Origin of the sequence: Spiroplasma endosymbiont of Seladonia tumulorum (assembly GCF_964020235.1) — a bacterium.
Lineage (GTDB): Bacteria > Bacillota_I > Bacilli_A > Mycoplasmatales > Mycoplasmataceae > Spiroplasma.
Window position 1 is genome coordinate 1,588,825 of record NZ_OZ026545.1, and the last position, 20,718, is coordinate 1,609,542.

At 27.4% G+C, this 20,718-nt stretch carries 24 protein-coding genes and 1 pseudogene; 20 read left to right on the forward strand and 5 right to left on the reverse strand.

Annotated elements, in window-relative coordinates:
* Positions 1 to 48 precede the first annotated feature (48 nt).
* Together AACL22_RS10140 and AACL22_RS10145 are read right to left on the reverse strand one after the other, a co-directional pair.
* Positions 49 to 471, reverse strand: coding sequence for a hypothetical protein (locus tag AACL22_RS10140; protein WP_338990150.1), 423 nt, complete (start codon positions 469 to 471; stop codon positions 49 to 51).
* On the reverse strand, positions 462 to 1,784 hold the full coding sequence (locus AACL22_RS10145) for a hypothetical protein (RefSeq protein WP_338991894.1): 1,323 nt from the start codon (positions 1,782 to 1,784) through the stop codon (positions 462 to 464). The genes AACL22_RS10140 and AACL22_RS10145 overlap by 10 nt, the downstream gene beginning before the upstream one ends.
* A 66-nt stretch (positions 1,785 to 1,850) precedes the next feature.
* Between AACL22_RS10145 and AACL22_RS10150 the strand changes: the two genes are divergently transcribed.
* The gene (locus AACL22_RS10150) at positions 1,851 to 2,831 is read left to right on the forward strand and encodes an IS30 family transposase (RefSeq protein WP_338993064.1); all 981 of its coding nucleotides are present in this window, start codon (positions 1,851 to 1,853) and stop codon (positions 2,829 to 2,831) included.
* Positions 2,832 to 2,983: 152 nt separating this feature from the next.
* On the opposite strand, the gene AACL22_RS10155 is transcribed toward AACL22_RS10150, so the two are convergent.
* Positions 2,984 to 3,415 (reverse strand): hypothetical protein, encoded by a 432-nt coding sequence (locus AACL22_RS10155; RefSeq protein WP_338991896.1) that lies wholly within the window; start codon positions 3,413 to 3,415, stop codon positions 2,984 to 2,986.
* Between the two features lie 1,038 nt (positions 3,416 to 4,453).
* On the opposite strand from AACL22_RS10155, the gene AACL22_RS10160 reads away from it, so the two are divergent.
* The 16 genes and pseudogenes from AACL22_RS10160 to AACL22_RS10235 all read left to right on the forward strand — a co-directional run bounded on the left by AACL22_RS10160 (position 4,454) and on the right by AACL22_RS10235 (position 17,656).
* Complete coding sequence (locus AACL22_RS10160; protein WP_338991898.1) at positions 4,454 to 4,714, forward strand: hypothetical protein; 261 nt, start codon at positions 4,454 to 4,456, stop codon at positions 4,712 to 4,714.
* Between the two features lie 85 nt (positions 4,715 to 4,799).
* Positions 4,800 to 5,567, forward strand: a pseudogene (gene pstB, locus AACL22_RS10165) (phosphate ABC transporter ATP-binding protein PstB).
* A gap of 172 nt (positions 5,568 to 5,739) precedes the next feature.
* The gene (gene gap, locus AACL22_RS10170; RefSeq protein WP_338991901.1) at positions 5,740 to 6,738 is read left to right on the forward strand and encodes a type I glyceraldehyde-3-phosphate dehydrogenase; all 999 of its coding nucleotides are present in this window, start codon (positions 5,740 to 5,742) and stop codon (positions 6,736 to 6,738) included.
* A 189-nt stretch (positions 6,739 to 6,927) separates the two neighbouring features.
* On the forward strand, positions 6,928 to 7,383 hold the full coding sequence (locus AACL22_RS10175) for a hypothetical protein (protein WP_338991902.1): 456 nt from the start codon (positions 6,928 to 6,930) through the stop codon (positions 7,381 to 7,383).
* 157 nt (positions 7,384 to 7,540) lie between these two features.
* Positions 7,541 to 9,121, forward strand: a complete 1,581-nt coding sequence (metG, locus tag AACL22_RS10180) for a methionine--tRNA ligase (RefSeq protein ID WP_338991903.1) — start codon at positions 7,541 to 7,543, stop codon at positions 9,119 to 9,121.
* Between the two features lie 22 nt (positions 9,122 to 9,143).
* Complete coding sequence (mnmG, locus tag AACL22_RS10185) at positions 9,144 to 11,051, forward strand: tRNA uridine-5-carboxymethylaminomethyl(34) synthesis enzyme MnmG (RefSeq protein ID WP_422397510.1); 1,908 nt, start codon at positions 9,144 to 9,146, stop codon at positions 11,049 to 11,051.
* Positions 11,038 to 12,375 (forward strand): cysteine--tRNA ligase, encoded by a 1,338-nt coding sequence (gene cysS, locus AACL22_RS10190; protein WP_338991906.1) that lies wholly within the window; start codon positions 11,038 to 11,040, stop codon positions 12,373 to 12,375. Before mnmG ends, cysS begins: the two co-directional genes overlap by 14 nt.
* A gap of 4 nt (positions 12,376 to 12,379) precedes the next feature.
* A complete protein-coding gene (trmFO, locus tag AACL22_RS10195) occupies positions 12,380 to 13,459 on the forward strand; it encodes a methylenetetrahydrofolate--tRNA-(uracil(54)-C(5))-methyltransferase (FADH(2)-oxidizing) TrmFO (RefSeq protein ID WP_338991907.1) in 1,080 nt (359 codons plus the stop codon).
* Between the two features lie 6 nt (positions 13,460 to 13,465).
* On the forward strand, positions 13,466 to 13,714 hold the full coding sequence (locus tag AACL22_RS10200; protein ID WP_338991908.1) for a hypothetical protein: 249 nt from the start codon (positions 13,466 to 13,468) through the stop codon (positions 13,712 to 13,714).
* 39 nt (positions 13,715 to 13,753) lie between these two features.
* Complete coding sequence (gene rlmB, locus AACL22_RS10205; RefSeq protein ID WP_338991909.1) at positions 13,754 to 14,488, forward strand: 23S rRNA (guanosine(2251)-2'-O)-methyltransferase RlmB; 735 nt, start codon at positions 13,754 to 13,756, stop codon at positions 14,486 to 14,488.
* A gap of 19 nt (positions 14,489 to 14,507) precedes the next feature.
* Complete coding sequence (locus tag AACL22_RS10210) at positions 14,508 to 15,092, forward strand: RNA polymerase subunit sigma (protein ID WP_338991910.1); 585 nt, start codon at positions 14,508 to 14,510, stop codon at positions 15,090 to 15,092.
* Between the two features lie 53 nt (positions 15,093 to 15,145).
* Positions 15,146 to 15,295: a 50S ribosomal protein L33 gene (gene rpmG / locus AACL22_RS10215; protein WP_004028373.1), complete on the forward strand. Its 150-nt coding sequence runs from the start codon at positions 15,146 to 15,148 to the stop codon at positions 15,293 to 15,295.
* 11 nt (positions 15,296 to 15,306) lie between these two features.
* On the forward strand, positions 15,307 to 15,744 hold the full coding sequence (gene secE, locus AACL22_RS10220) for a preprotein translocase subunit SecE (protein ID WP_338991912.1): 438 nt from the start codon (positions 15,307 to 15,309) through the stop codon (positions 15,742 to 15,744).
* Between the two features lie 31 nt (positions 15,745 to 15,775).
* A complete protein-coding gene (nusG, locus tag AACL22_RS10225) occupies positions 15,776 to 16,429 on the forward strand; it encodes a transcription termination/antitermination protein NusG (protein WP_338991914.1) in 654 nt (217 codons plus the stop codon).
* A 45-nt stretch (positions 16,430 to 16,474) separates the two neighbouring features.
* Positions 16,475 to 17,068 carry a DNA-3-methyladenine glycosylase gene (locus tag AACL22_RS10230; protein WP_338991915.1) on the forward strand — a complete coding sequence of 198 codons (594 nt, stop codon included), beginning with the start codon at positions 16,475 to 16,477 and terminating at the stop codon, positions 17,066 to 17,068.
* Positions 17,069 to 17,077: 9 nt separating this feature from the next.
* The gene (locus tag AACL22_RS10235) at positions 17,078 to 17,656 is read left to right on the forward strand and encodes an HNH endonuclease signature motif containing protein (RefSeq protein WP_338991916.1); all 579 of its coding nucleotides are present in this window, start codon (positions 17,078 to 17,080) and stop codon (positions 17,654 to 17,656) included.
* Between the two features lie 17 nt (positions 17,657 to 17,673).
* Here the strand turns inward: AACL22_RS10235 and AACL22_RS10240 are convergent, their stop codons facing one another.
* Together AACL22_RS10240 and AACL22_RS10245 are read right to left on the reverse strand one after the other, a co-directional pair.
* Entirely contained in the window at positions 17,674 to 17,832 is a 159-nt protein-coding gene (locus AACL22_RS10240) for an isochorismatase family protein (RefSeq protein WP_338991917.1), read from the reverse strand.
* Complete coding sequence (locus AACL22_RS10245) at positions 17,817 to 18,179, reverse strand: isochorismatase family protein (protein ID WP_338991918.1); 363 nt, start codon at positions 18,177 to 18,179, stop codon at positions 17,817 to 17,819. The genes AACL22_RS10240 and AACL22_RS10245 overlap by 16 nt, the downstream gene beginning before the upstream one ends.
* A 113-nt stretch (positions 18,180 to 18,292) precedes the next feature.
* Between AACL22_RS10245 and rsmG the strand changes: the two genes are divergently transcribed.
* From rsmG to AACL22_RS10260, 3 genes are all read left to right on the forward strand, one after another.
* Positions 18,293 to 18,967: a 16S rRNA (guanine(527)-N(7))-methyltransferase RsmG gene (gene rsmG, locus AACL22_RS10250; RefSeq protein ID WP_338991919.1), complete on the forward strand. Its 675-nt coding sequence runs from the start codon at positions 18,293 to 18,295 to the stop codon at positions 18,965 to 18,967.
* A gap of 83 nt (positions 18,968 to 19,050) precedes the next feature.
* A complete protein-coding gene (locus AACL22_RS10255) occupies positions 19,051 to 19,821 on the forward strand; it encodes an AAA family ATPase (protein WP_338991921.1) in 771 nt (256 codons plus the stop codon).
* Complete coding sequence (locus AACL22_RS10260) at positions 19,811 to 20,707, forward strand: ParB/RepB/Spo0J family partition protein (protein WP_338991923.1); 897 nt, start codon at positions 19,811 to 19,813, stop codon at positions 20,705 to 20,707. Before AACL22_RS10255 ends, AACL22_RS10260 begins: the two co-directional genes overlap by 11 nt.
* Positions 20,708 to 20,718: the final 11 nt, after the last annotated feature.

Below are 20,718 nucleotides of genomic sequence, written 5' to 3' on the forward strand. Positions count from 1 at the left end.
TTAATTGAAATATTCTCTAATTTTATTTCAATAATATTATAATACATTTTATATACCCATTTTAAAGCGATACGGATAAGAACCATAAAACAAAGCATCATATGGATCGTGGTACATTTTACTGTCGGGTGTGTTTGTTTTGGTATCGCTAAATCTTAATTCACTAATACACTTATCTAAAAATGGGAAGTTATATAATATACCATATATTTTGCCTTGAACAAACATTTTTCTTATTCATGTTACACGATTAATTATTCCCGCTTCTTTATTAAGGGATGTCTGATGTTTTTTGGCTTTAAACATCTTAATTTTATAACCTAAATAAGGGTAAATATCTTCTTGTAATTTTTGCATAAAGTCATGAGCATTAATATCATAATGAAATGTAGCATATTCAAAACCATCAAATTTATCAAAACAGTTAATTATTCATTGTCCGTAATGTTCAACTATTTCATTTAAATTCATTGCGTTTTTTGGGGTAACAACATTTTTTTAATTAAATATTTATCATATTCATTATTTTCATTAATTTTATAACCACTAAATAAAAATACTGTATGGTCTTCACTACCATTAGCATAATCAACACCAATTGAATAACTATCAAATTGATATTGTTTTGTATTTGTATTATAAAAATCTTGTAAATTATACTCTTTAATATATTTACGATAATTTCGTAAAACATAAATACTGGGGTCATTATCGTTATATTCAAAACCGTAATATTCAAGTTCAAATAAATCGGGTCGTTCTTCTTTATTTGCTAAAACAATTTTTTTGGTAATATCAGGTATTTTATTTCAAACAGCCCCCATAGTTAAACGCAAATTAAAAATACCCAAACCATTAAATGCTTGTTTGTTTTCTGAATATACCTGATTGTGTTCTTTTAAAATATTTTTAATTCTTTCATTTAAAGGTAAATATGGCGTTACAAATTTTTCATAAAAGATATGGTATTTATCAAAAGGATTAAAGGTAAATTGATTAGAATATGTTTTATAAAAATATGTTGTAACTGTTATATATTGTTTTGCTATGTTGTCTCATTCTTGAAATGTCCAAGATAATTCTTTTACTGGAATAGGATTATCTAAATTATATTGTTCATTATCATTTTCATCCGTGTATTTTTCGTAAGACACTTTAAAACTTTTAGAACGAAACATTGAAACTCTTAAATTATTATATCTTTTATCTAGTTCTTTATCAGTTAAGATTTCTTTTTCTTCAGCATGTATCATTTCGTCAGTTCATGCTGATATAATACCACTACCTTTACCAACTTTCCCCATAATTTTATTACCATTAGCATAACCAGCAAAAGCAATGCGAACACCACTAGGAAAAACAATTTCGCCACCTTCTTTAACATTTTTAGGTCAAACAATACCATTTTCATTGTCATACCCTATATCAATCTCATATTTATCATATAGATAGTTGCAGACATTAATTGTATCGCCAAATGTAGTATCTTCGTGGGTATTGGCATATCTTCGTAAAATGTTAGATGAAGCATCGGTAAAATTACAAGCAAAAAATAATTTTTCTGCTAGGTGATTTCATGTCTTATTAGTACCACGCCCCGCTGAGACAAACTTAAAAAAACATGGCGAAGTAAAATATCGGGCATAACTATCACCAACAAAATCTTTAAATACTTCTCAATCAAAACCAAAATTATAGTCACTAAAATTTAAATTATATTTTTTATTTAAATGTTCATAACTAGTAATTCGTTTTTTATTATTAATTTTACTAAATTCTTGCATATTTATTGACCTCTTTATTTTATATATAATACATTATAAGAAAAAATGAAAGGAATTTGTATAAAAATGAGAAAATTTAAACATTTAACATTTGATGAGCGAGATTTATTTAAAGATTTATTATTATCTGATACTTGTAAAAAGAAAAATGGCACAATTAATTTATCTGAAATATCACGACAAACGGGTCGTGGAGTTAATACTGTTAAAAGAGAAATTAAGCGATTTAAAAATATACAATATTATAATCCATATCAAGCACAAAAAGATTATAAACAAAAACGTAAAAAATGCATTAAAAAACTACCTAAATTTACAAAAGAGCAGTTAGATTTTATTAAAATAAGATTTAATAAATACCACGATACACCCGAACAATTAATTTATCGTTATTTCTTGGAATTTGGTGTTAAATTTCCTGTTTGTGTTAAAACATTGTATAAATGAATTCGCTTAGGTGAATTTGGATTAAAAAAAGAAAATTTACCCCATCGTGGTAAAAAATACAAAACAAAAGGAAAAACTGATAATCGTGGTAAATTAACTAACTTTAAATCAATTTGAGATATTGAAAATAAAGTTTCTAATGTTGGATGATTTGAAATGGATACTGTTGTAGGAAAAGACCATCAATCTAGTAATTTAGTTTTAGTAGAACAATCAAGTAAAAATTATTTTGTAATGAAATTAAAAAATAATACTGCTAATGAAGTTTTAGAAAAATTTAAAGATATTGTTAAAAATAATAATTTAATTGGGAAAATTAAAGGAATAATAACTGATAGAGAAAAAGAATTTAGTAAATGAAGAGAAATAAAAATATTTGCTGAAACACAAGTTTATTTTTGTGACCCCGGTAAACCACAACAAAAACCATTAATTGAGCATATGAACGGTGAATTTAGATATTGACTTTCTAAGGGAATTGATTTTAATAATATTAGTCAAAAAATGATAGATTGAGTAGTTAATGTTATAAATGATAAACTCCGACCATGTTTAAATTGATTAAGTGCAAAGACAATGTTTTTACAAAATTTTAAATAAATTTATTAGTTAAAATTTAATAAATTATTTTTAGTGCGCTTAAATATGAATAAAATAAGATAAAATTACAAAAATTTAATTTTTTCTGAAAAAGTTGTTGCAATTTATTAAAAATATTTTATTATTAACTTAACAAGATATAAATTTGCCGTTTATATATACACAGCGCCTATTAAATACATATTATTTATTGCTTCTTCTTTTTTGGAATTAAAAGTAATATTATTAATTATTTTCTTTTGCAAAACATTATAAATAATAATACCAGTTTGTCCAATTCCAGCAGGGTCAATTGCAATAATATATTTTAATTTATTTTTTTTGTCAATTTGTAATATTTTTCATCCATCGGATGCTAAATCTAAAATATCGTTAATTTTATAATATTGCATATATGAAACAATAACATCTCACTTGTCTTTAAATAAATTTAAGTACATTTTGGCTCATTCTAAACATTGCAAATCATAATGCTTTTTATGATGTGAAATACGACAATTAATAGGTTGACAATTAACTCAATCAAATGATGTTGTTATTTCATTTCAAGTTTTATTAATATATTTACTTTTATATTCTGTCATTTATTTATACTCCTTAATTCTTTTTATTTGTTGCTCAAATTTCATCATTAATATCATTTACTGTTACCAGATAAGCTTGTATCATTAATTCTTGTAATTTATTTTTAATTTTTTTATTTCATTTTTTCATCAAATATTTTCCTTTCTGTAAAAAAAAACATAATATTCCTTTATTGGTTAATATTTTGATATTTAGTAAATAATTTATTTTAATATTTAATTACTTCGCCGCCCGCTCACCTTCAAAGTTGAGCGGGGGCGGATAGGATATTTTGATAGAGTTTCCCCCATACGGAAATAAACAAAAAAACAGTTTACCCAGTTATTAATTACGCTTCATCCATCCCTACACAACTTTATATAAAGAAAATAACCTTTTGGAGTTCCAACCCTCTTGTTTTTTTAGTGTCCGATATTGTTTTTTTCGGTTTAACAACACTCTTTTTATGAAAACAAGCCAAAAAACACATGCTCTGACATTTCACAAGTGATTAATCTTGCCGAGAATTAAAGAAATAAATAGGAGTAGTAAATCCAATCGCTTTCACACTTTCTTTAAGGCTTCGTGCCATAGATGAGTTATCCATCTTTAAGCATCAAAAAATATTAAGTTTTAAAGATTGAATTTTGGATTAATCGTTAGATAGTATCTTTTTTTATCTCATTATCTTTTTTAATTCTTTGTTTATTAAATATATTTTTTAGTAATTATATTTAACAATTAACTAACAACTAAATAAAACAATTATTCAAAATTTTTTAAGAAAAGAAAGGATGGATTTTTCTGAAAAAACATATTTTATTAAGTGTAAAAGATACTATCTAACGATTAATCCAATAAATATAAGTATTTTTTACAAAATAAAAAGCACTTTATTCTTTTTCAATAAAGTGCTACATTTGCATTTACAATTTACAGTCTTAAATATTTTTGTTAAAGTTATTGGTTTATTTGAAAATAATCACCAACCAAAATGGTGAATAACAATTAGTATTTTAATTAAATGTTATTGTGGTTCTTTGCTAACTAAAAAATGCTTGAAAAAACGACTTCAAAAAAATTCACATAACTCAAAAAAAGTTAAGAACATCATAACAAAACTAATAGATTACGATAATCAATTACTAAAAGAATATCAAACAAAGTTAACAAAATTAAAAACCCAATTAACAAATACGCATCAGCAGAAAAAGAAGGATAATTATCAGCTATCAATTAGTGCTTTAGAACAAAAGATTCAAAATTTACAAGAGGAAATGGAACAAATTTATGATAACAAAAACAACAAAATCTTTTAACAATAAAATTAAAGAATGATTTAAAAAAATTTTTCGCCGCTTAATAAATCAACATCAACATACATTATTAAAAAAACCAACTCCGTTACAAAAAAATACTGTTTTAGGAATTGAGAAATTTGATTTTTATTATAATTTTGGAACCAAACAAGCATTGTTTAATATTAACTTAAATATTTTGCGAAACAAAGTAACAGCTTTAATTGGACCATCAGAATGTGGAAAATCAACTTTGTTACGAGCAATTAATCGAATGAATGATTTAATTGAAGGTACAAGAGTTAATGGTGCAATTATATATAATGGTAAAAACATCTATCAGTATCATCAAAATATTATTTCATTGCGAACAAAAATTGGAATGGTTTTTCAAAAACCGAATCCATTTCCAAAGTCAATTTATGAAAACATTGCCTTTGGATTAAAAAGTTTAGGAATTTTTGATAAAAGAATTCTCGACCAAACGGTGGAATCATCATTACGACAAGCCGCATTATGAGATGAGGTTAAGGATAACTTGCAGGATTCAGCATTAAGTTTGTCGGGAGGACAACAACAACGATTATGTATTGCTCGTGCAATTGCGCTAAAGCCAGAAATTTTGTTAATGGATGAACCAACAAGTGCATTAGATTAAATTGCAACTGCGAAAGTTGAAGAGTTAATTTTGGATTTAAAAAAGAATTTTACAATTATTATTGTAACGCACTCTTTACAACAAGCGGCACGAATTTCTGATTATACTGCATTTTTTTGAATGGGACAGTTAATAGAATATAATAAAACAGCATTATTGTTTTCTCATCCTCGTGAATCAAAAACAAAAGATTATATTACAGGTCGTTTTGGTTAAAAAGATTAAATTTATTATTTGGTTCTATTTTGATGATAAAGTAACCTTTAATTTGGATATTTTCTAATTTTCTTGCAAATTGACTCTATAAGTTGTAAAATATATAGTAAGTATGCAATATTTTTATTGCAGACTAAGAAGGTATCAAATATATGTAGAGGAGAAAAAGCAGATGACAAAAATTGCAATTAACGGGTTTGGACGTATTGGCCGTTTAGCTTTTAGAAGATTATTTGACGAAAAAAATGTTGAAATTGTCGCAATTAACGATTTAACTGCGGCAAAAACTTTAGCAACATTATTAGAACTTGATTCAGCCCAAGGAGGATGAAAAAGAGGAAAAATTTCTTCAGAAGAAGGCGTTATTATTGTTGATGGGAAAAAAATAAATGTTTATGCCAAAAAAGATCCTGCTGAGTTACCATGAGGTAAATTAGGCATTGATGTTGTTGTTGAATCAACAGGATTCTTTGCTGATCGTGCTGGTGCTTCAAAACACCTTACAGCCGGAGCAAAAAAAGTTTTAATCTCAGCTCCAGCAAAAGGAACCGATGTTAAAACAATTGTTTATAATGTAAACCATAAGGAAATTAAAAAAGAAGATACTATTATTTCAGGGGCAAGCTGTACAACTAACTGTTTAGCACCAATGGCAAAAGTATTAGACGAAAAATTTGGAATTGAAAAAGGATATATGACAACTGTTCATGCGATAACAAATGATCAAAGATTGTTGGACTTAGCACATGATGATTTAAGAAGAGCACGTGCTGCTTTTTCAAATATTGTTCCAACTAAAACGGGAGCAGCAGCAGCAGTTGCATTAGTATTACCACAATTGGAAGGTCGATTTGATGGAATGGCTTTACGTGTTCCAACTATTACTGGTTCAATTGTTGACTTAGCAGTTGAATTGAAAAAAACAACAACAGTTGAAGAAATTAATAATGCAATAAAAGCAGCAGCTTCAGAAACTTTTGGCTATAATACACAACCAATTGTTTCATCAGATATTATTGGTGAAACACACGGATCAATTTTTGATGCAACATTAACAAAAATTATTGAACGTGATGGTAAACAATTAGTTAAAGTATATGCATGATATGATAATGAAATGTCATATGTATCACAAATGGTACGTACATTATTATACTTTGCGACAGTCTAATTAAAATATACAAAACACTAAAAAATATTTTAGTGTTTTTTTATTTTTCTAAAAAAAGATATTTCTTATGCTATGATATTTATATAAGAATTACTCTTATAAAAATAATCTAACAAACTATAGTTAATATCCGTTTGTTTATTTACTATTGATAATGGAGACAATTAAAGCAATTAAGGAGAGCAAAAAATGAAAAATCCTATTTTAGAAAAGCATTTTAGTAATATTCGTGATCAACTAAAATTAGTTTTAAATACAGAAAAAATTCATGACTCAACAAACCCAATCCAATTATTATATGATAATGTTCTTTTAATTCGGAACAATGGACGCGTTATTACCGATGAGGATTTTACATATCGTTTAGAATTAGCCTTGGCAGATACTTATAAAACACTGTCATTACGAATTGATTCATTATTACAAAATGCTAAAACATTAGCTTTTAGTTATTTTAAAGAAAAATTAGATATTAAAGAATGACGCGATGATTTATATGCTGATGCTGTTGAAATATTAAATGAAAAATATACTGATAAACTAATGCAAATAGATTTTATTTATATTCCTTATCAGATGACAGAAATGTTAAATGAAGGTTTACGCAATATTTCTTCACGAAAATTACATGAAGTAACAGCATAAAAATAAGTTTTATTTATGAATAAATAGTTATGGAAATAACTATTTTATTTTAGTAATTTTCAAAGACCTTAATTGTCTTTAAAAAACCCTTATTTTATTGGCAAAAATGCGATATAATTTATATTATTAAAATGTATAACAATGAGAGGGATATATTATGAGTCAAAACAAGAAATTATTTTATGTTACAACCCCAATTTATTATCCAAGTGCGCAATTACATATTGGACATGCATATACTACTACATTAGCTGATATTATTAATCGTTATAAAAAAATGGCTGGTTATGAAACTTTCTTTTTAACAGGCAGCGATGAACATGGTGAAAAAATTGAAAAGAAAACAAAAGCAGCAGGGGTAACACCATATCAATTTACAACAATGATTGTTGATAATTTTAAATTATTATGAAATAAATTAGGAATTGAATATTCAAAGTTTATTCGTACTACTGATAAAGAGCATGAAGTTGGAGTCCAAAAAATTTTTAGTAAATTATATAATAATGGAGATATTTACTTAGGAGAATATGAAGGTTTATATTGTGTTAGTTGTGAAGAATTTTTAACTGAAGCACAAATTGATAAAGTAACAAACCAGTGCTTAATTTGTGGTAATAAACCACAAAAAGTAAAGGAAGAAACATATTTTTTTAAAGTCTCAAAATATAGTCAATTTTTAATTAATTATTATAATAATCATCCTGGTTTTATTGAACCAGAACCAAGAAAAAATGAAATGTTAAATAATTTCATTTTACCAGGCTTAACTGATTTATCTGTTACTAGAACAACTTTTTCCTGAGGAATTAAAACCTTAGAAAATGATAAACACATTATTTATGTTTGAATTGATGCATTATCAAATTATTTAACAGCATTAGGTTATTTATCAAATGATGAAACATTATTTAATAAATTTTGAAATAATGAGGATGTTGAGATTTTGCAACTATTAGGAAAAGAAATCGCTCGTTTTCACACGATTTATTGGCCAAGTATGCTAGAAAGTTTAGGGTTACGTCAGCCTAATAAACTTTTATCGCATGGTTGAATTTTATTTAAAGATACTAAAATGAGTAAATCAATTGGAAATGTTGTTGATCCATTATATTTAATTGATAAATATGATCGAGATACATTACGGTTTTATTTAGGATATGAAATTCCAACTGAAAATGATGGCAAATTTTCTTATGAAATGTTTTTAGAATCATATAATGCTCATTTAGTTAATAATATAGGGAACTTGGTATCACGAGTAAGTAATATGATTAGTAAATATTTTAATGGTCAGTTAGTAAAACAACAACAATTGGATAATGTGCTAATTGAAAGTTGTATCCAAGCGGTGCAGAATTATCAGCAGGCAATGGATGCTTATCAAATTTCAGCAGGACTAAACATTATTTTGGAATTATGTAATAAGGCGAATAAATATATTGAAGAAAATAAACCTTGAGAGTTAAAAAAAAACGAAAAGATGGAGCAATTATATGAAACTTTAGCAAGTTTAGCTTATACTATTATTGTTAGTGCTTTTTTATTGCAGCCAGTTTTAGTTGATAATGCGCAAAAAATTGCCGATTATTTTAATGTTAATTTAACTGATTTAACATTTGAAACAATTTTAACGCAAGAAATCATTTATAATAAAACAATAGAGAAAAAAGAAAACTTATTTAATCGTGTTAATGTAGAACAAGAATTAAAACAAATTGAAGCAGAATTAAATTAATAAAACTAGTAAAAGAGGGAGTTTAATGAAAAAATATGATGTAATTGTAATTGGTGCTGGTCATGCTGGCGTCGAAGCAAGTTTAGCTGCAACAAGAATGAAAAAAAAGACATTATTAGTTACTTTGCATAAAGATAAAATTGCATTAATGCCATGTAATCCCTCAATTGGTGGTCCAGCTAAAGGGATTGTTGTTCGTGAAATTGATGCCATTGGTGGTGAAATGGCAAAGGCAGCTGATGCAACAGCTTTACAAATGAAATTATTAAATTCTTCACGTGGTCCTGCTGTATGAGCATTACGCGCTCAATCAGATAAGATTGAATATGCAAAATATATGCAAAAAGTAATTGAAAAGCAAGATAATTTAGATTTATATGAAGGAGCAGTTCAATCTTTATTGGTTGATGATGACAATAATTGCTATGGTGTAATGTTAAAAGATCAAACACAATTTTTTGCAAAAAAAGTTATTTTAACAACAGGAACATATATGCAATCTTTAGTGTTACAAGGAATGACAAAAAAAGCAGAAGGACCTGATGGCGACATTACAACAGCAGGATTATCAACCCAGTTAAAACATTTAGGGTTTGAGTTATTTCGTTTAAAAACTGGTACACCAGCACGTGTTCTTAATACTTCAATTGATTATAGTAAAGCACAACCAGAATCAGGGAGTGATTTGCAACTAGCTTTTTCTTATTCAACAAAAACCTTTACACCGTTACAAGAGCAAGAATTATGTTGATTAATTCATTCAACACCAAAAACACATAATATTGTGCAAAAAAATTTAACAGCATCAGCAATGTATTCTGGAAATGTAAAAGGAACAGGGCCACGTTATTGCCCAAGTTTTGAAGATAAAATTGTGCGGTTTGCTGATAAACCACGTCATCAAATTTTCTTAGAGCCAGAATCAAAGAGTTTAAATACAATTTATGTGCAAGGATTTTCAACTTCAATGCCAATTGATGTACAAGAAAAAATGCTACGTTCCTTGCCAGGATTTGAAAATGTTGAAGCTTTAAAATGAGCTTATGCAATTGAATATGATGCAATTGTACCAACACAATTAAAACATACGTTAGAAACAAAAAAAATTAAAAATTTATATACGGCGGGTCAAATTAATGGAACAAGTGGCTATGAAGAAGCTGCTTGCCAAGGTTTAATGGCTGGAATTAATGCTGTTTTAAGTATTGACCAAAAAGAACCTTTCATTTTACGTCGTGACCAAGCTTATATTGGAGTGCTAATTGATGATCTAATTACAAAAGGGACAGAAGAGCCTTACCGTTTATTAACTTCTCGTGCTGAATATCGTTTATTATTGCGCAATGATAATGCTGAAGAACGATTAAAAAATTATGCTTATCAATTTGGTTTAATTGATCAAAAAAGTTGAATTGAATATCAAAATAATGTGCAAAGTTATAATGAAATAATGCAATTGTTAAAAGAAACTTATTTTACGGCAAAATCACCATTAATTCAAAAACTAACTAAATTAGGTGTTGCCAACATTACAGAACGCATTTCTGGTTATAATTTATTAAAACGACCAAATATTGAGTTAAAATATTTAGAGGAGGAGTTACCACCGTTAAATAATTTAAAATCATTTTTAAAACAAAATTTATTAATTAATATTCGTTTTGAAGGATATATTAAAAAAGAACAAGAAATTGCTTTAAAAACAATTAAGTTGGAAAATAAATTAATTCCAATTAATTTGAATTATGATTTGGTAGATAACTTGGCACTTGAAGCACGAGAAAAATTTAAAAAGATTAGACCAATTTCAATTGGTCAAGCGAATCGAATTTCAGGAATTAATCCAGCTGATATTCAAATGTTGTTATTTCATTTAAAAAAATGGAATTGGATGCAAATAGATAAGAGGGTGAAGTATGAAATTATATAATACTTTGACTCGTAATTTTACAGATTATGGTCAAGCAAAAAAAATTAATATTTATGGTTGTGGACCAACTGTCTATAATTACATTCATATCGGTAATGCCCGTGCAATTATTACTGTTGATTTATTAGTTAGTTTTTTACAATTTCAACATATTGAGGTTAATTATATTCAAAATTACACGGATATTGATGATAAGATTATTGCTAAAGCAGCAACAGAACATAAAACTGAACAAGAAATTGCAGAATTTTATATTAAAACTTTTGAAGAAGATGTTTTTAATTTAAATGTTAGAACACCAGCAAAGCGAGTACGAGTAACAGACCATGTTAAAGATATTATTACTTTTATTCAAAAATTAGTTAAACTTAATGCTGCATATGAAGTTAATGGTAGTGTATATTTTGATATTGCAAAATATCAAGCACAATATGGACAATTAGCTAATAAAAAAATTTCAGAATTAGAAACTAATATTCGAATTGAACATGATGCTAATAAGCATAGTCAATATGATTTTGCTTTATGAAAGCAAACAACCGAAGGAGTTTCTTTTCCCTTTTATAATCAAAAGGGTAAATTATATCAAGGTCGCCCAGGTTGACATACAGAATGTGCTGTCTTAATTGATAAATTTTTTCATAAAGAAACAATTGATATTCATGCCGGCGGAATTGATTTAGTTTTTCCTCATCATGAAAATGAACGAATTCAATTTTTAGCAAAAAATAATAAGGAAATTGCAAACATTTGAATGCATAATGGGCATTTAAATGTTGTTGATAAAAAAATGAGTAAATCATTAAATAATACTATTTTAGTTCGTGATTTTATTAAATTATACGGAGCAAATACATTACGTTATTTGTTATATGCGACTAATTATACACAACCATTAAATGTAACAGAAACTTTAATTATTAGTGCACAAGGTGAAATCGAAAAGATTTTTAAAGTCTTAAAAGCAGTAAATTTATATTTAGCTGAATATAACTTAAATTATAATTTAGCACAACATGGTGACAATGTTAAGAAAGTTCTTGCTGAGTTAGCAAATAATTTAAATAGTCCAAATGTTTTAACTATTATTAGTAAAATGACTAAAATTATTAATACTCAATTACGTGATAAAAAACTTAATTTGCAACTTGCTAGTGATTTTTATAATATTATTTTTAATATTATGAATTTTAATTTTAAGTTATCAGTGATTAGTGGTGAAATTCGTAAATATTTATTAGAATGAATTAAGTCAAAAAATAATAAAGATTTTGTCAAAGCAGATGAGCTTCGTAAGGTTTTAGTAGAAAAAGATATTTTGTAACGGAATGAAACAAAAAGAAATTAATATTATTGGTGCTGGGTTAGCAGGTTGTGAAATTGCTTACCAATTAGCAAAACGTGGTTTAAAAGTAAAATTATATGAAGCAAAAACATTATTTAAAAATCCAGTTCAAAAATTAAATACATTTGCAGAATTAGTTTGTTCTATTTTTTTTCGTAGTGTTTCAAGAGAAAATGCAATTGGAATTTTAAAAGAAGAATTAAAGTTATTAAATTCTTTCATTTTAAAAACAGCTTATGATGTTCAAGTTCCTGCTGATGATGCACTTAGTGTTGACCTGGAGTTATTTTCACAAAAAGTTACAGCAACTTTAATAAAACATTCTAATATTACCATTATTTATGATGAATTTATTAAAATAGATCCAAAACAAATTACTATTATTGCTGTTGGACCATTAATGACAACAAATTTTGCTCTTGAGCTTAAAAAGTTAGTTGGTAAGAAAGCATTGTATTATTATGATGGTTCAACCCCAATTGTAACAAAAGCTGGAATTGATTTTTCAAAAGCATATTATGGCGCACGACATTTAGAACAAAAAGATTATATTATTTGTCCATTAACAGAAGATGAGTTTAATCAATTACTTACAGAATTAGTAACGGCAAAACGAGTTCCTATTGCAGATTTTGAAAAATATTTTAGAGGTTGCCAACCAATTGAGATTATGGCACAAACATCACGAAAAATTCTTTTAAATAAACCAATGAGTAGTAATAATTTACCAGACAAAAATGGTAAGCAGCCATTTGCAGTGGTTCAATTACGACAAGATAATGTCATTGATAGTTTATATAATATTGTAGGTTGACAGACGAATTTAACATGGCCAGAACAAAAACAAATTATTACACAATTTATTCCAGGTTTAGCAAAAGTAGATATTGTTCGATATGGAGTTTTACATAAAAATAATTATATTAATTCACCAAAAGTTTTAAATCAATTTTTACAATATAAACAAAATAATAATATTTTTTTTGCTGGTCAAATTATTGGGGTAGAAGGTTATTTAGAATCAGCGGCAGCAGGTTTATTATGTGCTTTAAATGTCTATTAATATGTAATGGATTTACCATTAATTAAATTTCCTTCAGAAACTGTGTTAGGAGCATTAGTCAACTATGTTACAAATCCAAAACAACGAGATTTAAAACCAATGAAAGCAAATCTTGGTATTATGCCAACTTTAACAACTAAGTTTAAAAATAAACCAGAGAAAAATTTAGCACTTTATTCTCGGGCAAAAAAAAGAAAAAAGAAACTATTAAAAAATATCAAATTAAATTATAATACTTATAAAGAAATTTATTAATATAGGTTATGAATAATAAAACAGGAAAAGGAAGAAAGTATGCAAGAATATATATACATTTACGGAATTAATCCTGTTGTGGAGTCATTACTAAATCCAGCAGTGAAAATTAATAAACTTTATTTATTACCACAAGGGAAAAATAATGATTATTATTTGAAACTAGCTAAAAGTCGTCAAATTAAAGTTGTCTTTTGTTCAACAAATAAAATGACAGCTCTTGTACAAACTAGTAAGCATCAAAGTCTGGTATTGGAAATTTGCAAGCCAGAAAATTATTCATTAACTGCAATAACAACAAAAGCATTACAAAATAGGCATCCATTTTTATTAGTCCTTGATCAAATTTCTGACCCACATAATTTTGGGGCAATTTTGCGTACTTGTGATTTGTTTAATGTTGATGGGGTTATTATTCTAGAAAAACGCCAAGTTGATATTAATGCTACTGTTGTCAAAACCTCTGCAGGTGCTTTTAATTATGTTCCAGTTTGTCGAGTAAATAATTTAACTAATGCAATTGAATATTTAAAAAAACAAGGGTTTTGAATTTATGCAACAAGTTTAACTACAACAGCCCACAATGTAAGTAAATTAAAATATGATACGCCAATTTGTCTAATCGTGGGTAATGAAGGAACAGGGATTAGCGCAAAATTATTAAAGCATTCTGATTTTAATATTTATATTCCAACAACAGGTCATCTTGATTCTTTAAATGTATCGGTTGCTAGTGCTATTTTAATTTATCAAATTAAAATGTTGCAACAATAAAATTTAATTTAGAAAGGATTTGACTATTGTTACGATGAATGAATATGAATTACTTTATTTATTTCAAGAAGGTCATAATCAAACAGCATTATTTAGTTTATATAAATTATATGTACCCTTTCTAGAAGATGTTAAGCGCCGAACTTTTTATAAGTATTTTGGTTTACCAATTGAATTAGTTGATTTAGAAAGTTTAAAGTATTTTTCAGTATTAGAAAGTGCTAAAATGTATAATCCCTATTCGTCAAAAAAATTAAAAGATTTTATTTTTCAACGTTACACATGAGATATTCATAAACAAATTCGTCAATTTTTTAATATAAAAAATAAAGTTTTAAATTATTACATTAAATTAACTAATGAAAATATTACTAATCAAGATGAAAATTTTTCAAATAAAATTGCTTGTTTTGATGAACAAAAACAAATTATTAAAATATTTTATCAACGATTATCATTATTAGAAAAAGAAGTATTTCGGTTATGATTTGCTGGTGAAAATATTTATAATATTCACCACTTATTAGGGTTAAATTATCGGCAAGTTGATAATGCAATGCAACGAATTATGCAAAAAACAAGAGATTTTTACAAAAATAGTTAATTAAATATATGAATATTGTTATTAATATACTATAATTAATTATGGTGAATATTATGCGCGAAAAGATTATATTAGTATGTTCAGAATGTTTAAATCGAAACTATACAACATTTAAAAACAAAATGACACAAAAAGAACGATTAGAAATAAATAAGTTTTGTAAAACATGTAATAAACATACTAAACATAAAGAAACAAGGTAGAGGTGTTTGCAATGAAAAAAAATGAAAAATCAAAAAAGAATGTTAAAACAGTTTTAACAAAAGAAGAAAAAAAAGCGTTAAAAATTCAAAAGAAAAATGAAAAAGCAGTGCTAATTTTTCAAAAAAAAGCAAGTAAAACAGCACCAATTCAAGTTGGGACAAAAAAAGTAAGCACAACACCAGAGGTTGATGAGAATGGTGAACAAATTAAAAAAGGTCTTTTTAAGCGTAAAAATTCAAATAAAAGTAAAAAAACAAATTGAAAATTAGCTTTTCGTGAATTTCCTGTCAAAATGGCAAAAGAAGTCACAAGAATTCGATGAACAAGTAAGGGTAGTTTAGGACGCAAGTTTTTAATCACAATTTTATTTATTATTGCTTTTGCGGTGTTTTATTTAGTATTAGATTTAGTTTTATATCATTTACTAACTGTTGCTCGCATCATATAATAGATAAGTTTAAAAGGAGTAAAGTAAGGTAATGTTAGGAAAAAACACAATAACAGATGAAATCATTGATAATGATAAAAGTGAAGACAGAGAAACTTTAGAAGATGTTACAAAGTATCCTGGAAAATGATATGTAATTAATTGTTATTCTGGACATGAAGACCGTGTTCGTGATGACTTAATTCAACGGGTAGAATCATTAAATATGAAAGATGTTGTTTTTGATATTAGAGTTGTAAAAGAGATAGTTTCAGCCAAAAAAGGTGGAAAACTAATAGAAAAAGAAAAAAATGTTTATCCAGGTTATATTTTTATTAATATGATTATGAACGATGAAGCTTGATATATTGTTCGGAACACAACAGGGGTTACTGGATTTATTGGCTCATCAGGGCGAGGAACAAAACCTTTTCCTTTAACAGATCAAGAAGCAAGGACAATGCTTTCAAAATCATTGGCAGCTAAAAAAACAGCAACACAGCAAGGGAAAAAAGTTAAAAAAGTATTTGTGGCAAACTTTGAAGTGAATGATTATGTTCGAATTTTATCAGGAACTTTTACTGATATGGAAGGACAAGTAACAAAAATTGACACTTCAAAAGGGATTGCGATAGTAAATTTAGAAATGTTTGGTCGTTTGACACCTACTGAAGTTGAATTTGACCAATGTAAAAAAATTGGTTAGGTTAGCATAGCAAATTAATATTAATTTTTGTTATGCTTTTTTAAAATGATAAATGTAAACCGTTTAACTGAGGATACTTTTTTTATGCGAAATGCTATTGTTGTTGCACGCGAATTATTAGGAAAATATTTAGTTCGAATTATTGATGGGAAAAAAATTATTTGTAAAATTATTGAAACTGAAGCTTATGATGGACCCGAAGATGATGCTAATCATGGTTTTAACAATAAACGTAGTTCTCATAATGAAGCACTTTTTTGAAAAGGTGGCTTTGCACATGTTTTTCTCATTTATGGGATGTATCATTGTTTTAATATTGTTACTGACCAAGTTGATTTTCCAAGTGCAGTTTTATTACGCGCTGGTGAAATTATTATTGATGAAACTGTTTCTGACTTTGTTTCAACACCACGGTTAGCAAATGGTCCTGGAAAGTTATCACGCTATTTAAAAATTACTAAAGCTGATGATGGACTTTCACTGCTAGAAAGTTCAGTTTTATATCTTGCCGAAGATACTGCACCAACTGCAATTGAAATTACAACTACACCACGGGTCAACATTGAGTATGCAACAAATTTTAAATTAAAACCATATCGATTTTATATTACAGATCATAAAGCAGTTTCGAAAAAATAAGAGGTTAAAATGAATAAAGCAAAAAAAGCAGAAACTTGAAAGGTTCACCGGGAATTTCCCTATCTTGAGATTAGTAATATGGGGCGTGTTCGTAATATTGTAACAAAGAAAGTTAAAGAATTAAAGAAGCCAAAAAATACTAATTATTATTTAATTCGTCGTCGTGAAGATGGAAAAACAAAAACAAGGCCATTACATAAGTTGGTTGTTGAGTTATTTATTGGTTCAGTTCCGCCAAATATGACAATTGATCATATTAATGGTAATCCTCGTGATAATCGAGCAGAAAATTTAGAAATTGTTTCAAAACGAGAAAATACAATTCGGCAAATTAGGATGTGATCACATCCGCATAGTTTTTATAATCGAGATCTAGTGAAAGCACATAGTGAGAAACGATGAATGTATCGTGGTGAACTATATAATTGAATTGAAATCTTAAAGCTATTACATGCTCAAGGAATTATATACTATCAAGTGAAATGAAAAGGAAGTAGTAAAGGGCGAATTGGTCAATTACCAAATGGTAAAACAATTATGCGTGTCAAAAATATTGATTCTAATAATGGTGATGGTAATGATTTTTAAAAAAACTATTATGTTGTTTATTCATAATAGTTTTTTAAAAAAATAATTTGTGGTTTAAGTCCAGCACTAGCATTTAAGTCAATAATACCATGATAGTTTAATTTAATAGCATCAACAAGTGTTGCTGATATGCAAACATCTGTAGCAACACCAACAATGACTAAGTTAGTAACCATGTGTTTTTGAAGAAATTCATGTAATCCATTTGAAGTATGATTATCACTAAAAAACCACTGTAGCTATAAAAATCTTGTTGTGTTCCTTTTAAAATAATATGGACAAATTGCGATGTAGTTAATTTATATAACTCACTGCCAAATGTATTTGCAATGCAATGTGGACCTCATTTAGCAAACGAACAATGATTATTAGGATGAAAATCTTTTGTCGCAATAACTAAATCACCATTCTGATGAAATTCATGAATTAAAGCAACAATTTTTTCATATAATTTTTCTGCTCCTGGAACATATAACGCTCCTTTAGGAGCAACAAAGTCATTTTGATAATCAACCCGACACAATTAAGGCTTTTTTATTCATTTCATAATCCTCTCAATTATTTTTTAAATGTTTATATATTACCATATATATTGTTATAATGTTAAAAGAAATTAAAAATTCTAGGGGGATATTGATGATTAAATTAATTAAAACAGCGCTACCAGAATTAGAAATTACACCTGAGCAAGAAAAACAGTTACAATTATATTATCAATATTTAGTTGAACAAAACCAAATTATGAATTTAACTACAATTATTAATGAAGACGAGGTTTATCTTAAACATTTTCTTGATTCAGGATTATTATTAAAAGAATTCTCATTGTCAAAGGAGATGACAGTTAGTGATGTTGGCAGTGGGGCTGGTTTTTCAGGGCTGGTTTTAAAAATTCTTTGCCCAACAATTAAATTAACAATTATTGAAGCATTAGAAAAACGATGCTTATTTTTACAACGATTAGTGATGAAGTTACAATTAAAAAATGTTGAAATTATTCATGCTCGAGCAGAGGAATATAGTCGAGAGCATGCTGAATCTTTTGAACTTGTTGTTTCTTGTGCTGTTGCTAATTTAGGGGTGCTTTTAGAATTAGTAGTGCGAATGGTTAAAACATCGGGAAGGATTATTTGTTATAAAGGGCCAAATGTTAAGGCTGAATTACAAGCAGCGCAAAAAACTTTATCAGTTTTAAATTTAAAATTAGAAAAAATTCAACATGAAACGATTCCACAACTTGGTGAACGGAACATTTGTTATTTTATTAAAACAGAGGCAACTGCAGAACCATATCCTCGTCGGTTTAATTAAATAAAAAAATTTCCAATTAGATAAAGTGTTATATAATAATAATGTATAAAATTATCAAATGCAACGGAACAGAAAGGACAATTATGGGAAAAATTATTGCAATCACAAACCAAAAAGGTGGCGTTGGTAAAACAACAACTTCGATTAACTTAGCGGCCGGATTGGCACGTACTGGACAAAAGATTTTATTAGTGGATATTGATCCCCAAGGAAATGCAACAACGGGGACAGGTGCTAATAAAGAAGAAATTCATGAAAGTATGTATGATGTTTTAGTTGGACAAATCCCATTAAAAAATATTATTATTTCAAATATTATGACTAATGTTGATTTAGCACCAGCAACCATTTCATTAGCGGGAGCAGATATTTATTTGATGGAAAGAACAGAAGATAACCAAAGCATTTTATTAGAGCAAATTAAACCGGTTCGTGATAAGTATGATTTTATTTTAATTGATTGTCCCCCTTCCTTAGGATTAATTAATCGAAACGCACTAGCTTGTGCTGATTCTGTTTTAATTCCAATTCAAGCAGAGTATTATGCTTTAGAAGGTTTGGCACAGTTATTAACAACAATTCATTTTGTACAAGAAATGTTTAATGAAAGTTTAGCAATTGAAGGAATTGTTTTAACAATGTTTGATTCACGAACAAAATTATCATTTGAAGTGATGACAGAAGTTAAAAAATATTTTAATGAAAAAGTTTATCGAACACATATTCCAAGAAATGTTAAAATTAGTGAATCACCATCACATGGTTTGAGTATTTTTGAATATGATAAAGGTGGTGCAGGTGCAGTTGCTTATGAAGAATTAGCAAAAGAGGTGTTGGCAAACAATGGCAAGTAATACTAAGAGTCGATTAAGTTCAAAAGGGTTAGATAAAATTTTTGGTGAAGGAATCAACGAAGTAATTAAAGGGATTGAAAGCAATGATGCATTAAAAGAGACAGCGAATGAAATTGTATTAGCGGAAATTTTTCCTAATCCGCATCAACCCCGCAAAAATTTTAATGAAGAAGAATTAACAGAATTAGCACAGTCAATTAAAGAATATGGTTTAATTCAACCTATTATTGTAAAAAAAACGAATAATGGTTATTATTTAGTTGCCGGAGAGCGTCGTAGTCGGGCTGCCAAATTAGCAGGATTAACAACGATTCCAGCAATTGTTGTTGATTTTAATGATCAGCAGATGAAAGAAGTTGCTTTAATTGAAAACATTCAACGGGTTGATTTAAATTCAATTGAAGAAGCTAATGCTTATAAAGAATTAATTGAGTTACTAGGATTAACCCAAGAAGAATTAGCACAACGAATTGGAAAATCACGAAGTCATGTCACAAATACGATGCGATTATTAAATTTACCAACTGAAGTGCAAACCTTGTTATTAGAAAATAAAGTAACAATGGGGCAAGTTAAACCATTAATTAGTTTAAATGTTGACAAAAATGAATTTAAAAATATTATTAATAAGATTATTAATTTAAATTTAAATGCGCGTCAGGTTGAAGAATTGGTCAAAGAATATAATCCAAAAATAACGAAACCATTAATTGAAAATTCAGAGAAGGATTCATCAAAACGAGCTGTTAATGAATTTTTAGAAAATAAAATAATGCGAAAATTAGGAACAAAAGTAGTTATTGATACTGACAAAATTGTTATCAAGTATACTGGAATTAAAGATTTAAACCGTATTTTAGAATTATTAGGTTTAATTGATGATTAATTAATAGTAAG